The sequence below is a fragment of the Aeromonas bivalvium genome, from assembly GCF_046078285.1.
Lineage (GTDB): Bacteria > Pseudomonadota > Gammaproteobacteria > Enterobacterales > Aeromonadaceae > Aeromonas > Aeromonas bivalvium.
Genome location: NZ_JBGXBV010000001.1, coordinates 62,469 through 77,661 on the forward strand (window position 1 = coordinate 62,469; position 15,193 = coordinate 77,661).

A 15,193-nucleotide genomic window follows, 5' to 3' on the forward strand; every position below is an offset into this window, starting at 1 on the left:
CATTAATAACCCATGTCTTTTTTCAGCTCGAGCTGCGCCTCGGCACTCCCGGGCTCGAACAGAATAGACGCCGTCTTGATATGTTTGGGGGGCAGGGTGCCGTCTTTCTTATAGGCCAGCAGGGCATCGAAGGCGGGGCCTGCCATATTCGGCGTCAATTCCACCGAGGCATTGGCTTCGCCGGACATCATCGCCTTGAATATATCCGGCACGCCATCGATGGAGATGATCTTGATATCCGTGCCCGGTTTCAGCCCAGCCTCTTTAATGGCCTGGATGGCGCCGATGGCCATGTCATCGTTATGGGCGTAGACGGCGCAAATATTCTTGCCGCTATTTTCCGCCTTGATGAAGCTCTCCATCACCTCCTTGCCCTTGCTGCGGGTGAAGTCGCCGGACTGGGTGCGGATGATCTTGATGGTGGGCACGGCCGCGACGGTGTCGAGGAAGCCCTTCTTGCGATCCAGCGCCACGCTGGCACCCACCGTGCCCTGCAATTCCACCACGTTGCACGGTTTGCCATCCTGCTGCTTGATGAGCCACTGGGCCGCCACTTCCCCTTCGTGGACGCTGTCGGCGGCGACCCCGGTCATGAAGAGACCGTCATCTTTTACCGTGATATTGCGATCCAGCAGGAAGACCGGGATCTCGGCCTCTTTCGCCTCCTGCAATACCGGCTCCCAGCCAGTCTGTACCACGGGGGCAATAAAGATGGCATCCACCCCCTGGGCAATAAAGGAGCGAATGGCCTTGATCTGGTTCTCCTGTTTCTGCTGGGCATCGGCAATTTTCAGGATGATGCCGCGTTTTTGGGCTTCGCTCTTGGCGACCGATGTTTCTGCAGCTCGCCACCCGGATTCAGAACCAATTTGCGAGAAGCCCACGGTCATCTCTGCAGAATATGCAGTGGCCGAGAGAATAAGGGTGCTGATAATGCTCGCCAGTTTCACTTTTTTATACATATGACACTCCTTTGTGATGCATGGTGAAATAAACCGGAACACGTCAGGTTTTTATTGTACGGGTCAAGGTTATAGGCTCTTTAATTAAACGGCGGGAGGTGGCTCACAGAAAATTTTCAGCAGCACGATGCTTCATACAAACAGCAGAAGAGTTCATATGTCGGGCGGGTTGAACCGTGTTTTCAGTGCATATTTATTCGTATGTCGGCGCTCGCGCCAGGATGATGCTGGGCGAGAAGGCGAAGGGGACGCACTGTGCCGGGCCCTGATCTTGTGCCCCTGAGCTCGATATCATCTGAATGCCATGGGCCTGAGCCCTCGCCCCCGGACGCACCGCCCAACTGGCTAGATGCCACCCAGCGCCCAGGGAGGACGCCGATGGGCAGCCTTAGACCATGAGGCGCGTCAGGGAGGAGGTGGGTGGCATCAAGGAACATGGATCCGCATCAGCGCCGAGGGGTGGCCTTGCACAAAATGGCGCCAGACATGGTCATAGAGCGCCTGCTGGCCGGGGAAGCTCACCAGTCCCTTGGCCTCGGTGAGGGAACACCAGCGATACTCGGTGTGCTCATCATTGAGGGTAACCGTTTGATTGGGCGGGCAATAGATCACGAACACTGGCACCACCATCACGGTATTCGTGGTCGCGTCGTAAAACTGCTCCAGATACTGGCCGTTATAAAGCTCGGCCACTTTGATGCCCGTCTCCTCGCCAAACTCGCGCACTATGGTCTGCCAGCCGGTTTCACCCGCCTCGACCGTGCCCGCCACATGGCACCAGAAACCGCCCTTGACCCGTTTCATCACCAGCAGCTTTGTTTCACCATCAATCGTTGAGAGGGCGACACCAGAGACGGTTTTACAGCGAATGGGGATCATGGGAGAGGCTCCAAAAACAGGTTCAATGGACGCCTATTGTTCGGCCGCCGACGGGAGGCTGGCAAGTATTTTCCTTGCCGATACCACCGGTGCGGGCCACAAACGTGACAGGGGCATTCAGCCCCTGTCACGCGTGCGGTCAGCCTCCCATCATGCGGGCGGTCTGAATTGCCTCGATCAGCGCGGCCCGGTTGATGCGGGGGCGCTCCTCGTCCAGCAACTGCTGCCACAGGGCGATGGCCCGGGAGTAGCGGCCGTGCAGGAAGTGATCGGAGGCGAGCAGCATCAGGGCGCTCACCTCGCCCTTGTCCTGCTTGAGCGCACTAGCCAGCAGGCGCTGCGCCTCCGGGGTCAGCTGCTGGCCCGCCTGGTAGTAGAGCACGGTGGCCTGGGCGGCCTGAGTCGCGGCGCTGGCGCCGCCCTCCAGCAGGGCGAGGCGCTGGTAGGCGAGCAGGGCGTTGGTGTACTCGTCCCGATAGAGATACAACTGGCCGAGCGCCGCCCAGGCCTCGAGATCCGCCGGGTTGGCTTGCAGGCGCTGGTGCAGGGCGCCCAGCTCCTTGTCCTGCAGATCCCGCGGGCTCAATCCCGCCAGCGGATCGGGGCGCGACTGATAATCCTGCCACGCCTGATAGCGGCCAGTGCCGGCATAAATGCCGGCCATCAGCGCCAGCAGCAGGGCCCCAACTAGTATCCATGGCCGAAACCTAAGCTGCGGATGGGCGGTGCTATCTCTTATCAGCCGGTCGCGCAGGGCCTGCTCGGCGGTTGGGGTGGCGTTGGCGAGGCGGGCCAGCTCCAGCTCCCGGTAGAGACGGCTGTTGGGGGCAAGCCCCGCCTGCTGCTCGGCCATGATGAGGAGGTTCAGCTCGGCCCTGGGGTCGTGGGCAAGCGTTCCCTCGGCTCTGTCGCCGACAAGCGGCGCCCGAGCCGGTTGCCGGCGATGCAGGCTCCTGCGCAGGCGATTGAGCGCCAGCAACAGCAAGAGGGCGGGGCCGCCCCACAGCAGTATTGTGCTGCCCTTGAAGGGGGGATCGTAGCGCACGAAGTCACCGAAGCGCGCCGTCATGCGGGCGATCACCTGCTCATCAGACTGTCCCTCGTCCACCCAGCGGTAGACCTCGAGGCGCAGATCCCTGGCGATGGGGGAGTTGGACTCCACCAGGTTCTGGTTCTGGCACTGTGGGCAGCGCAGGGCGCGGGCCAGCTCCTGAGCGCGGGCCTGCCGCTCGGGGTGGCGAAACTCATAGGTGTCGACCCCGCTGGCAAGGGCCCCGAGGCTCAAGGCCAGCAAGAGTGGCGCGATCAGGGCGTGGCCGAGACGGCTCATGGCTTGCTCTCCTGCACTTGTCTCTTTACTTCTCTCTCCACTTTTCTTTCCACTTCGGGCTGGCCGGCAGTGTTGCTGCGGGCCTTTGCAAGCAGGGGGGCAAACTGGCGTTGCCAGACTTCCCGGGTGAGCAGGCCGGTATGACGGGTCAGCAGGGTGCCGTCGCCGGCGAAGAGATAGGTCTCCGGCGTGCCGTAGACGCCGAGCTCCAGCGCGAGTCGGCCGTCGGGGTCGGCCAGCACGGCGCGATAGGGGTTGCCCGCCTGGGCAAGCCAGGCGCGGGCGGCATCTCCCTTGTCCCGGTAGTTGAGGCCATAGAGGGGCACGGTGCTGGCCAGCTCACCCAGCAGCGGATGTTCGGCGCGGCAGTTGGGGCACCAGCTGGCCCAGACGTTGAGCACGAAGGGCTCCCCCTTGAGCGCCGCGGTGTGGATGGGGGCGCCACCAAACAGATCCTCACTCTGCCAGGCAGGCAGGGTGCGCCCTGCGATGGCCTCATCCTGGCTGTAGGGGTTGTTGCCAAGGCCGAGCCAGAGCAGGGCACCGAGCCCCAGGGTGAGCACGAGCGGCACGAACAGGCGCAGACGGGCGTTCATAAGGACTCCTGTTCAAGCCGGGGGCAGGGGGCGGTCGCTGGCGCAGGATGGTTAGCCAGCAGCGGCCGGCGGGCGAGCAGGCGCAGGGCGCCACCCGCCATCATCAACAGGCCGCCGAGCCAGATCCAGCGCACCAGCGGCTTATGGTGCAGCCGCATGGCATAGGCGCCGGGTCCCATCTTCTCGCCAAGCACCACGTAGAGATCGCCGAGCAATCCCCATTTGATCCCGGGCTCGTTCATGTTCATGGTGCGCACGCTGTAGTGACGCCGCTCCGGCGTCAGCCGCGCCACCTCTTTACCGTCCTTATGCGCGCTAAGCGTGATGCGCTCGGCGGTGTAGTTGGGGCCGATGATGGGCTCGCTCCCCTCGTAGCGAAACTCGAAGGCGCCGAGCCGATAGGGCTGGCCTGCGGCGAGTACGGCGCCCCCCTCCTGACTGTGGTGACTCACCTGCGCAATGCCGAGGGCGCACACCGCCACCCCGAGGTGGGCCAGCAGGCTGCCGAGCCGATTGAGGGTGAGCTCGCGCAGGGCGACCGGTTGCAAGAGCGGGAGCAGCAGGCTGGCCATCAGCCAGAGGCTCAGCACGTTGGCCGCAAGCCCCAGCCAGCTTGCCCGCAGCGGCTCGGGATAGGCGAGGCTCAGCAGGCCGCCCCCCAGCAGGCCGAACAGGCATGGGAGCAGCGCCTTGATGCGGCGCTGGGCTGCCAGATGCTGCCAGCGCAGGCGCGGCAGCTGGGTCATCAGCGCCATCAGGCACAGAGCCAGCGGCACGAAGAGGGTATTGAAATAGGGGGCGCCCACCGAGAGCGAGCCCAGATGAAGCGACTGGAACACCATGGGGTAGAAGGTGCCGAGCAGCACGCTGGCGCAGGCCACGCTGAGCAGCAGGATGGCGGCGCCGAGCAGTCCCTCTTTTGACAGCAAGCCAAAGCGGGCATAGGGGGCGCGAATGTCCGCCCGCAGGGCAAACAGGGTGAGTGCGCAGGTCAATAGCAAGCCGAGCAGCAGCAAGAGGGTGAGACCGCGGCTGGGGTCCACCGCGAAAGCGTGCACCGAGGTGAGCACCCCGGAGCGCACCACGAAGGTGCCGAGCAGGCTCAAGGCAAAGGTAAAGATGGAGAGCAGCAGCACGCCGTGGCCGTAGGCGCCGCGCTTCTCGCACACCACCAGAGCGTGCAGCAGGGCGGTGCCGAGCAGCCAGGGCAAGAGGGAGGCATTTTCCACCGGATCCCAAAACCACCAGCCGCCCCAGCCGAGCTCGTAATAGGCCCACCAGGAGCCCAGCACTATGCCGGCGGTGAGAAACACCCAGGAGCCGAGTGCCCAGGGGCGGCTCCAGTGGGCCACGGCGCCATCGAGCCGGCCCGAATGCAGCGCCGCCATGGCGAAGGCGAAGTTGACCGCAAAGCCGACATAGCCGAGATAGAGCAGGGGCGGGTGGATGATGAGGCCGATATCCTGCAGCATGGGGTTGAGATCGCGCCCCTCCAGCGGCCCCGGGAACTGGCGGTCAAAGGGGCTGGAGAAGATCAGGGTATAGAGGCCGAACAGCCCGACGATCAGCCCCATGATGGCCAATACCCGGGTTGTAATAAGCGGATCGACCCGCCTGGAGCAAAGGGCCACCAGGGCGCCCCACAGCCCCAGCGCAAAGACAAAGAAGAGCATGGAACCCTCGTGGCCGCCCCACACGGCCGCCAGCTTGAAGCCAAGAGGCAGGGCGCTGTTGGCGTGCTGGGCCACATAGACCAGGGTAAAGTCATCGAGGCCAAAACAGCTGGCGAGCAGCAGCAGGGCGGCCCCGAGCAGGAGCGCTACCAGGAGGGCCAGCGGCTTTGCGCAGCCCAGCAGCGGGCGTGAGGCGAGCCGCAGCCCCAGCCAGGGCAGCAGCCCTTGCAGCAGGGAGAGCCCGGTCGCCAGCAACAGTGAGAGATAGCCGAGCTCCGCCAGCACACAACCTCCAGTCAATCATTTGTCTATGTTATGCCGCAGCGTCTGCACCGTACCGGCGCTGGGGGATAACATCTACATTTCTGGCAACAACCAATCGCAACAACTCATCGCAACAAATCAGCGCCAGTCACCCGAGGGCGGCTGGCGCTTGTCCCCAGCTTTCAATAACCGGTTCACGATCCGTCGCGAGAGGTTGTCAGCAAGGTAAAGAGCAGCGCAGGAACCGGAGTGTATGTGAATACATGAGGATTCCGAGCAGCGCATGAGCCTTGATCACGGCCTCGCAGCAGGAGCGTGAACGGTTTTTTAAACTACCGTCATCTGGCCGGCATAGAGCACGAAGTAGCGCAGCAGCAGGATCCCCACCAGGGTCAGGCTGCAGACCAGCACCAGATAGCCGTTCCTGGCCCGCAGCGGTGCGGGAGCCAGCAGGGCCAGCAACTGGGGCAGCAGCATGCCGATGCCCACCACTCCGAGCCAGAACACCTGAGCCCAGAAGCCGCTGCCGATGGCGGCCCACATGGCCACCTCTTTCTGGCCGCCACCGAAGTAGAGGCCGGTAAAGAAGCAGACCAGCAGCAATACCTCCACCGCCAGCACCGGCCGCTCGAAGCGGTGGACAAAGCTCACCCCCTGGCTGTGATGGTTCTCCTTGAACAGGGTGACCGCCAGCAAGATGGTGGAGGCGATGCCGGAGCTGACGCCGGAGACGAGGAACAGCACCGGCAGTACCGGGTTGTTCAAGAGCGGATAGGTCTTGAGCGCCGACAGCAGAAAGCCGGTGTAGGCCCCCAGCAGCACGGCGAGCAGCAGCAGGAGCGGTGCCAGCAGGCGCTCGATGCGGGCAAGCCAAGCGATGAGATCATCCACAAAGGCGAACTTCTCTTGCAGCAGGTGACGACGCAATGTCTCGATCTCGGAGCGAAACACCACCGCCAGCCAGGCGAACAGCACTGCCATGTAGAGCTGGAACAGCATGACCCCCATGGACATCACGGAGTCGAACTGGTAGTGGAACATCAGCTTCCAGAAGGTCCAGGGGCGGGCCAGGTGGAAGATGAGGATGAGTAACCCCAGTACCACGCTCACCGGCGCCAGCATGGCGGTTGCCTTGATGATGCCGCTCTCGCTGCCGGCTCCCTTCTTGCGCAGCAGCACAGAGAGGGTGGTGGCCCCGGCGGAGATGCCGAGCAGAAAGAGATAGATGGCGATCGGCCAGTCCCACACCAGCGAGGGAAAGTGAAATGCGTCATGCAACATGATCCATTCCTCCTTCTGTTACTGCGGTAGATGGCGATGGGACAAATCCCCAGACAAGTGAAGGGAAGTGAAATGCGTCATGCCACATGGTCATTCCCTCCCTGGGTTACTGCCGCTTGCATGGTCATGACGTTATCTCCCCTTTGGGCACGCGATACATCTTGGGCGAGGTGCCGAGTGCCTGCTTGTAGCGATAGGTGGTCTCCTTCACCAGCCGTTTGGCGATGGGGCTGTCCGGGTCATCCAGATTGCCGAACACCAGCGCCTTGGTGGGGCAGGATTCCACGCACGCCGGCTCCTTGCCCGCCGCCAGGTTGGTCTTGCGGCAAAAGTCGCACTTGTCGGCAACCTTGGTCACAGGGTTGATAAAGCGCACCTGATAGGGGCAGGCGGCCAGACAGTACATGCAGCCAACGCAGAGATCCGGGTTGACGTCGACGATGCCATCCTCCTCGCGGATATGGGAGGCACCGGTGGGGCAGACGTGCACGCAGGGGGCGTTGTCGCAGTGCTGGCAGGACTTGCGAAAGAAGTGGTACTCGGCGTCGGGGAATTCACCGATGGGGCCGGAGCGGAGGATCTCGAGGCGCGAGACCCCTTCCGGCACCTGATTCACCTCCCGGCAGGCATCCATGCAGGCGGTACAGCCGATGCAGGCCGTCTCGTCGTGGATCATGCCATAGCGGACCCCGTCTATGGTCTGGCTGTGGGCGAGGGTGGTGGCAAGGGAGCGGGTGTTGGCACGAGCAGCCCCCGTCATCATGATGAGGGCCCCCGCGCTCATCCCCGCCATAAAGTCACGGCGAGAGCAGCTCATGGCGCCTCCTTGCCCAGGCTGGCAGTCTGGTTGCCTGCCTTGGCCTGATGCTGCTTGCTGTGGCAGTCGACGCAGAGCTTGATGCGGGACTTCTCCGGAATCGCCACCATGGGCTCCTTGGCCAGGTGCAGCTGGTGGCAGCTGGTACAGCTGAGTTTGGTGGCGTGCACGTCGTGGGCCCAGAGCGCCTCGCGCAACGGTTTGGGCTCATGACAGCTCATGCAGACCCCGTTCTGCTCGGCGATGGGATAGGTCCCGGTGCTCTGTTTGTTATTGAAGCTGTCGCTAAAGCGCATCACATCCTTGACCCCTTCCCTGTGTTGGGGGGCGGGTTGACCATGGCAGTTGGTGCAGGTGACAGGCGCCAGGTTGTTGGGGTTGGTCGCCTGGCCATGCTTGCCGTGCATCCCTTCGCTCTGCTCCTTGTGGCAGTCGGTACAGGCCTTGTCGGCACTGCGCAGAAATTCCACTTCATGTGTCGTCGGTGCCGGGGCGGTTGCCGCCTCGGCGGCCTGGCCCTGCAGGCTGGTGAGCAGCATGGCTGCCATCAGCATCAGTCGTAAGAAATCCATCGTTAAATCACCCATAGGAAGCCTCCATCCGGCTGCGAGCCCGCATGCCTCGTCATTGTGCGAGCCGTCCGGCCGCTTTGGCCTCGGCATCCCAGGCGGGGACTGTGGTCTTGAGGAACTGGGCCTTGTCGCTGTTCATCTGCTTCATGTCCATGCCAAGGGCGGCCTGGGCCTTCTCCTTGCTGGAGATGTCAGGAATGGCGATCTCGTGGCTGATCCCCTTGGTAGCCAGCAGGCGAGCCAGCTTGGTGCGGGCATCGGCGGCCTTGTCCAGGGCGGTCCCCAGCATGCGCAGCGCCACTTCCGGGGCGTGCATCTGCACCCCGTGGGAGGCGATGGAGAAGTCCCAGCGCCACTGGGCGTGACGGATGTCCTGCAGAATGTCCTTCATTTCGGCCTCGGTGGCGCCGGCATCCCAGGCTGCCTTGGCCTCGAAGTGGGCGTGCACCAGCTGCTTCTCGACCTTCAATTTGATTTCGGTGACGGCATCCTTGCGCTGCTGGACTATGCCTTGCAGCATCTCCTTGCTCTGGGTGTGGCAGTTGCGGCAGGTCTGATCGAAACGATCGAAGGGGTTGCCCACCTTGTGATCCGTGTAGACCTTGCCCTGCTCGTTCTGCACCTTGGGCATGTGGCAGTCGACGCAGGCGACGTTGTTCTGGCCGTGAATGCCGGCGCGCCAGGTTTCGTACTCCGGGTGCTGGGCTTTGAGCATGGGGGTCCTGGAGAGGGCATGGGTCCAGTCGGCGAAGCCTATTTCGTCGTAATACTGCTCCATCTGCTCCACTGTGGTGCCCTTGTCCCAAGGGAATTTCACCGCCTTGGTGGGGCCGGTGAAGTAATACTCCACGTGGCACTGGCCGCACACCTGAGACTGCTGATCAAAGCGCCCCTGCTCCTTGAACGGCTTGCCGATGGCCGTCATGGCCCGGTCGGCATAGGGACGGGAGAGGTGCAGGGCGGGTTTGCCCTCCTTGAACTCTTTCGAGGCGGTGTCGTGGCAGTCGGCGCAGCCGATGGTGTTGACGATCTCGGGTCCGCCTTTTGCCCACATCCCCTTGAAGTAGCCATCCTCACCTTTTTCATCGATGACGCGGGCCACGTCCGGGCCTTTGCAGCTCCAGCAGGCCATGGGCAGCGGACCGTCTTCGGCGCTCTTGGGGGCGCCGGTACGCAGGGTTTCCCGCACGTCGGTCAGGGCATAGAAGTGACCCCGCGGCTTGTTGTAGTCCTTGGCGAAGGCATAGCCGCCCCAAAGCACCACCATCTGCGGATCTTCCGCCAGGGCATCGGTGCGCTCCTTACTCTCGCCGGTCGCCTTCCAGCTGCTGAACTGATCGGCGTGATCCTTGGCGAACAGCTCGCTGCGGGTCTCTATTTTTCCCTTGGGCTGTGCCTCCTTGCCCTTGGACTGAGCCTCGTCGGCCTGCACCGGGGCGCAGAGCAGGGTTGTCATCAGCAGGGCGGCGAGGCCCAGCCAGGTTGGTTTTTTGCATGAACTCACGATCATCGCTCCCCAATTAAATGCGTAGCAAAACCTGACCCTTGCCATCCATGACGTGGACACCAGTCTTCGCGTGTGGCGGGAGCAGGCAAACCGGACTCTTGTTATGAATGGAATCAATGAGATCCCACGATTGCTCGGCAGGAATACTACATAATGGGTAAAGGAAATGATGATTTATCGAGATCGGTTTTGCGCTAGATCAATTCCCGTTGGTGCCAGATGGCAAAAGTGAGATCTCACGCCACTATTCGAAGAAAAAGTGCTCGCCCCTGGTAAAGCAAGCGCCCCTTTTCAGGGGCTCATCCCCAAGAGACGTCTTGCCCGGATCTGCCTCTTTGGCCGGGTCATATCATCTGGTTACTGCAACCCTGGATTGATCAAACGCAATGGGCTAAGTGCCACATCTGGCGGCTCTACACTCAATAAAATGAGTGAGGTAAACACGATGAAACGCTGTTGGTTATTGTTTGCCCTGAGCCTGTTTGTCTCTGCCTCTGCCTCAGCCTGGGGCGAAGAGGCGGTGGAGGCGGAGAAAGAGGAGGGCGAGGCGCTCTCCTTCAGTGCCCAGGAGCTGGCTCAGCCCTGGCTGGGAGATCTGGATGCCATGCTGGAGCGGCGCACCATCAGGGTGCTGACCAGCTACAACAAGACGGGGTACTTCATCCATAAAGGGGTGCAGCGGGGCGTCACCTATGACGCCTTCATGACGCTGGAGCGTCGCCTCAACGAACAGCTGCGCAAGGAGAAGGCCATCAAGCGCCATCTCAAGGTTCATTTCGTCTTCATTCCGGTGGCCCGGGAGGCGTTGCTCACCTCCCTCACTGCCGGCAAGGGGGACATAGCCGCCGCCAACCTCACCATCACGGACAAGCGCAGGCAGCAAGGGGTGGCGTTCACGGATCCCCTGCTCGAAAACGTGCGCGAACTGCTGGTCTCAGGCCCTCACTCTCCCAAGGTGGAAAGCGCCGCCGATCTGGGGGGCAAGACCGTCTTCGTTCGCCCCTCTTCCAGCTATTTCGAGAGCCTGCTCGCCTATAACCAGGCGCGCAAGGAGGCGGGAGAGCCCCTCATCGACATTCAGCCCGCCTCCGAGGCGCTGGAAGATGAAGATCTGGTGGAGATGGTGAACGCCGGTCTGCTGCCCTTTATCGTCATGGATGATCACAAGGCCCGCTTCTGGCAGAAGATCTTTCCCGAGATAACCCTTCACGAGACCCCAGTGTTCAGGGAGGGGGGCATCATCGCCTGGGCGGTGCGCAAGGAGAGCCCGCAACTGCTGACCATGCTCAACGAGCAGATCAAGGCCCTGCGTGGCAAGGCGACCGGCGACGATCTGCTGGCGCGCTATCTCAAGCAGAACAAGTTCGTCAAGAGCGCCGCCGCCGAGGCCGAACGCAAGAAGTTTTTGCAGGTGGTGGATCTGTTTCGCGAGTACGGCGAGCGTTATGACATGGACTGGTTGCTGATGGCGGCCCAGGGCTATCAGGAGTCGGCGCTCAACCACAAGGCGCGCAGTCACGTCGGCGCCATCGGCATCATGCAGATCATGCCTGCCACCGGCAAGGGGCTGAAGGTGGGTGACATCCGTCAGCTTGAGCCCAACATCCACGGCGGCGTCAAATACATGCGCTGGATGATAGATCACTACTATGCCGACGAACCCATGACGGCGCTGGACAAGGCGCTCTTCTCCTTCGCCTCCTACAACGCGGGCCCGGCACGGGTGGCGCGGCTGCGGGCCGAGGCGAAAAAGCAGGGCCTGGATCCCAATGTCTGGTTCCACAACGTCGAGTACGTAGCGGCGGAAAAGATAGGCGCCGAGACGGTGACCTATGTCGGCAACATCTACAAGTACTACATCGCCTACAAGCTGGTGATGGAGCAGCTCACCCACAAGGAGCAGGTCATGACTGCCCTGAAGCAAGAGGCAGCCCCATCATCAGCCACCCCGACCGAGACCGCCGCGCCCGCGCCGGCGGCCCCCTGACCCTTGACGAGCGGGCCTTGATGGAGAAAAGGTGCCGCCGGGCACCTCTTCTCGCGGGTGGGCCTCTCCATCAGATGAACATGCCGCCGGACACCTCGATGCGCTGGGCGGTGATCCAGCGGCACTCCTCCGCCAGCAGGGCGGCGATGGCGCCCCCTATGTCATCGGGGCGGCCGACCCGGCCCAGAGCCGTCTGGCTGGCAAGAAAATCGTTCACTCCCTGATTGTCGCGCACCATACCCCCGCCAAAGTCGGTCTCGATGGCGCCCGGGGCCACCACGTTGACGGCGATCCCCCTGGGGCCCAGCTCCTTGGCCAGATAGTGGCTGAGCACCTCTATGCCCCCCTTCATGGCCGCATAGGCGGCGTAGCCAGGCAGGGCGAAGCGGGTCAGGCCGGTGGAGAGGTTGACGATGCGCCCACCATCGCGCAGCAACGGCAGCAACTGCTGGGTGAGGAAGAAGGTGCCCTTGAGGTGGATGTTCATCAGGGTATCGAACTGCTGCTCCGTGGTCTGATCGAAGGGGGCACTGATGCCGATGCCGGCATTGTTGACCAGAAAATCGAACCGGGTCTGCTGCCACTGCTGTTGCAGCAGTTGATGCACCTGCTCGGCAAAGGACTGAAAGCTGGCGCTTTCGCCCACATCCAGCATCAGGGCATGGGCCTGGACCCCGAAGGCGCGGGCGGCGTCGACCACCGTCTGCGCCTCCTGTGCCTGGTGGCGGTAGGTGATGATGAGATCGACCCCGCGGGTGGCCAGGGTGAGGGCCGTGTTGCGGCCAAGGCCGCGGCTGGCCCCTGTGATGAGGGCAATGGGATTGGGCATGATGAGCTCCTGGGTTGACTGGGTCTATCGGACGTCTTGACTATATTTTCCCTTCAAACATGGATAAAGCTGGGCATACTGGATGCAATGTTCCATTTACATGAACAATGACCGAGATGGACCAACTGGATGCCATGCGCATGTTTGTGAGGGTAGCCGAGCTTAAGAGCTTTACCCGCGCCGCCGATCAGCTGGCGGTGCCCAAGGCGACCCTGTCACTGACCATTCGTCGCCTCGAGGAGCGCCTGGGCACCCGCCTGTTGCAGCGCACCACGCGCCGGGTGCAGCTCACCCCAGATGGGCGGCTCTGCTATGAACGTTGCCAGGATCTGCTGGCGGATGTGGAGGAGTGGCAGGGATTGTTCCAGCAGACCCGGCAGCTGGGCGGGCGCTTGCGAGTCGATCTGCCAAGCCGGTTGGCCCGGCTGCTGGTGATCCCCCGGTTGCCGGCATTTTTGAGTCAGCACCCGGCCTTGACCCTGATGCTGAGCACCACGGACAGGCGGGTCGATCTGGTGCGCGAGGGCTTTGACTGCGTGGTACGGGTCGGGGCGCTGGAATCATCGAGTCTGGTGGCGCGCCGGCTCGGGGAACTGCGGCAGATCAACTGTGCCAGCCCGGCCTACCTGGCCCGGCATGGGATACCGACCACACTGGCGGCGCTGTCCCGCCACCAGCTTATCCACTATGGCCACGATCTGGGGCGCGAGCCGGGCGGGTTTGAGTTCATGGGGGCCGACGGCCGTGCCGAGCGTTACCCCATGGCCGGCGCCCTGACGGTCAATGACAGCGAGAGCTACCTGGCCGCGGCCCTGGCGGGGCTTGGCATCATACAGCTGCCCGAACACGGGGTGAGCTCCCTGCTGGCCAGGGGCGAGCTGGTGGCCATACTGCCCGAGTGGCAGGCGCCCCCTCTGCCCATCCATGTCCTCTATGGTCACCGTCGCCAGCTGGCCCCCAGGGTGCAGGCCTTCATCCAGTGGCTGGCCGACGTGCTGGAAGAGGCACTGGCGTAGCGGGGGCAGCGGCCTGCTGCAAGGAGCTGGGCCGTCAACCGGAAAAGGCGACGATGCGGTTCTTGCCTGCCGACTTGGCCTGATAGAGGGCAAGGTCGGCGTGATGCAGCAGGGTTTCCCCGTCATGCCCCGATGCGCTGTCGGCCCAGCCAATGCTGATGGTGCAGTAGAGGGTCTGCTGCTCGGCCACGATGGACATGTTGGCAAGGGTGCTGCGGATCGCCTCCAGCAAGGGCTCGACCTCGTCTGGCGCAATATCGACCAATACCAGGGCAAACTCCTCCCCCCCGATCCGCGCCGTAATGTCCTGGCTGCGGCAGCGATTGTGGATGATCTGGGCCAGGATCTGGATCACCCGATCGCCCACCCTGTGACCATGGTTGTCATTGATCGACTTGAAGTTGTCTATGTCCAGCATGGCCACGCAGTAGCGGCGGCCCTGGTTGTCCAGCCGGGCCAGGGTCGGCATGAAACCGCGACGGTTGAGCAGGCCTGACAGGGGATCGTAACTGGCCTGCTTCTCCGCGGTCTGCTTGTCCTGCTCGGTGCGGTGCAGTTGTGCGCGTTGCAGCGAGACACCGAAGATGGTGAGCGTGGACGAGAAGACGAAGGCCATCATCTCAGTATTGGTTTCCTCCGGGGTCAGATGGATGAAGGGGCCTAGGCCATGGGCCGTGGCCAGTATGATGAACAGCATGGTGAGGCCGCTGAAGATGCTCAGATAGAAGCGGCTCACTTCGAACGCCAGAATGATCAGCAGGGGGGGGCATCAGATAGATCAACCAGCTGCTCTGGGTACCCAGCCCCAGGATGCCAAACAGTGACAGACCGGCCAGGGGCAGTACCAGGTGGCGCAGGCGGACGATGCGCAAGGCATGGGGATCTTGCCAGCCGGTATGGATCTGGTACACCAGAATGATGCCGAGGATATCGGCCAGGAAGAACATCTTGGCCATGGCGACCCAGGCCGATCCGGCGATGTAGTGGCCCAGCACCAGATTCCAGGTCAGCAGCAGGCTGGAGATCGAAATGGGCACCACACCGGCCAGCAGCACGAGCTTGATGAGGTCGTTGGCGTTGCGGGTCCCCAGTGGGAGAAAGCGGCGCAGCAGGTACAAGGCAAGGGCGGGGGCCAGGGTATCGATCAGCGCCGCGATGGCGGTGTGCCCGAGGGAGGAGGGCAGGGCGCCCTCTACCGTCATGCCGCCGACATTGAGCAGGAAACTGCCGAGCCATATCCAGAGAAGCGATGTCATGCCCCAGTTGAGCAGCATGATGAGGGCAATCCCGGAAGGGAGCCAGATCAGCGTGATGTTAGCGGGGTGCAGGCTGAACAGGGTCTGCCCTACCCAGCCGGTGAGGAGATAGCACAAGGAGGCCAGCCCAAGGGTCAGCTGCTTGCGCCAGACCGGGGGCAGGGGGGGGAATCGTTTATTCAATCCGTTGATCGTGTCTTGTGGGGCCAGTGGTCCTACTATAG

At 62.7% G+C, this 15,193-nt stretch carries 14 protein-coding genes; 2 read left to right on the top strand and 12 right to left on the bottom strand.

Annotated elements, in window-relative coordinates; all coding sequences use genetic code 11:
* Window positions 1-2: 2 nt before the first annotated feature.
* The 9 genes from ytfQ to nrfA form a co-directional block, all read right to left on the bottom strand.
* Complete coding sequence (gene ytfQ / locus ACEUCR_RS00240) at window positions 3-962, bottom strand: galactofuranose ABC transporter, galactofuranose-binding protein YtfQ (RefSeq protein ID WP_408787417.1); 960 nt, start codon at window positions 960-962, stop codon at window positions 3-5.
* A 426-nt stretch (window positions 963-1,388) separates the two neighbouring features.
* A complete protein-coding gene (locus ACEUCR_RS00245; RefSeq protein WP_408787418.1) occupies window positions 1,389-1,841 on the bottom strand; it encodes an NUDIX hydrolase in 453 nt (150 codons plus the stop codon).
* 139 nt (window positions 1,842-1,980) lie between these two features.
* The gene (gene nrfF, locus ACEUCR_RS00250) at window positions 1,981-3,171 is read right to left on the bottom strand and encodes a heme lyase NrfEFG subunit NrfF (protein ID WP_408787419.1); all 1,191 of its coding nucleotides are present in this window, start codon (window positions 3,169-3,171) and stop codon (window positions 1,981-1,983) included.
* Window positions 3,168-3,767, bottom strand: a complete 600-nt coding sequence (locus ACEUCR_RS00255) for a DsbE family thiol:disulfide interchange protein (RefSeq protein WP_408787420.1) — start codon at window positions 3,765-3,767, stop codon at window positions 3,168-3,170. Before ACEUCR_RS00255 ends, nrfF begins: the two co-directional genes overlap by 4 nt.
* Complete coding sequence (gene nrfE / locus ACEUCR_RS00260) at window positions 3,764-5,725, bottom strand: heme lyase NrfEFG subunit NrfE (RefSeq protein WP_408787421.1); 1,962 nt, start codon at window positions 5,723-5,725, stop codon at window positions 3,764-3,766. Before nrfE ends, ACEUCR_RS00255 begins: the two co-directional genes overlap by 4 nt.
* Before the next feature lie 306 nt (window positions 5,726-6,031).
* Window positions 6,032-6,985, bottom strand: coding sequence for a cytochrome c nitrite reductase subunit NrfD (gene nrfD / locus ACEUCR_RS00265; protein WP_408787422.1), 954 nt, complete (start codon window positions 6,983-6,985; stop codon window positions 6,032-6,034).
* Window positions 6,986-7,109: 124 nt separating this feature from the next.
* Complete coding sequence (gene nrfC, locus ACEUCR_RS00270; protein ID WP_408787423.1) at window positions 7,110-7,802, bottom strand: cytochrome c nitrite reductase Fe-S protein; 693 nt, start codon at window positions 7,800-7,802, stop codon at window positions 7,110-7,112.
* A complete protein-coding gene (nrfB, locus tag ACEUCR_RS00275) occupies window positions 7,799-8,389 on the bottom strand; it encodes a cytochrome c nitrite reductase pentaheme subunit (protein WP_408787424.1) in 591 nt (196 codons plus the stop codon). Before nrfB ends, nrfC begins: the two co-directional genes overlap by 4 nt.
* Window positions 8,390-8,426: 37 nt before the next feature.
* Window positions 8,427-9,884 (bottom strand): ammonia-forming nitrite reductase cytochrome c552 subunit, encoded by a 1,458-nt coding sequence (gene nrfA, locus ACEUCR_RS00280; protein WP_408787425.1) that lies wholly within the window; start codon window positions 9,882-9,884, stop codon window positions 8,427-8,429.
* A gap of 442 nt (window positions 9,885-10,326) precedes the next feature.
* Between nrfA and ACEUCR_RS00285 the strand changes: the two genes are divergently transcribed.
* A complete protein-coding gene (locus ACEUCR_RS00285) occupies window positions 10,327-11,868 on the top strand; it encodes an MltF family protein (RefSeq protein ID WP_408787426.1) in 1,542 nt (513 codons plus the stop codon).
* Window positions 11,869-11,938: 70 nt separating this feature from the next.
* Here the strand turns inward: ACEUCR_RS00285 and ACEUCR_RS00290 are convergent, their stop codons facing one another.
* Entirely contained in the window at window positions 11,939-12,697 is a 759-nt protein-coding gene (locus ACEUCR_RS00290; RefSeq protein ID WP_408787427.1) for an SDR family NAD(P)-dependent oxidoreductase, read from the bottom strand.
* 116 nt (window positions 12,698-12,813) lie between these two features.
* Here ACEUCR_RS00290 and ACEUCR_RS00295 point away from each other — a divergent pair, with 116 nt between their 5' ends.
* Window positions 12,814-13,713 carry a LysR family transcriptional regulator gene (locus ACEUCR_RS00295; protein ID WP_408787428.1) on the top strand — a complete coding sequence of 300 codons (900 nt, stop codon included), beginning with the start codon at window positions 12,814-12,816 and terminating at the stop codon, window positions 13,711-13,713.
* Between the two features lie 34 nt (window positions 13,714-13,747).
* Here the strand turns inward: ACEUCR_RS00295 and ACEUCR_RS00300 are convergent, their stop codons facing one another.
* Both ACEUCR_RS00300 and ACEUCR_RS00305 read right to left on the bottom strand, forming a co-directional pair.
* Window positions 13,748-14,449 carry a GGDEF domain-containing protein gene (locus ACEUCR_RS00300; RefSeq protein ID WP_408787429.1) on the bottom strand — a complete coding sequence of 234 codons (702 nt, stop codon included), beginning with the start codon at window positions 14,447-14,449 and terminating at the stop codon, window positions 13,748-13,750.
* Window positions 14,334-15,152, bottom strand: coding sequence for an MASE1 domain-containing protein (locus ACEUCR_RS00305; protein ID WP_408787430.1), 819 nt, complete (start codon window positions 15,150-15,152; stop codon window positions 14,334-14,336). The genes ACEUCR_RS00300 and ACEUCR_RS00305 overlap by 116 nt, the downstream gene beginning before the upstream one ends.
* Window positions 15,153-15,193 lie beyond the last annotated feature (41 nt).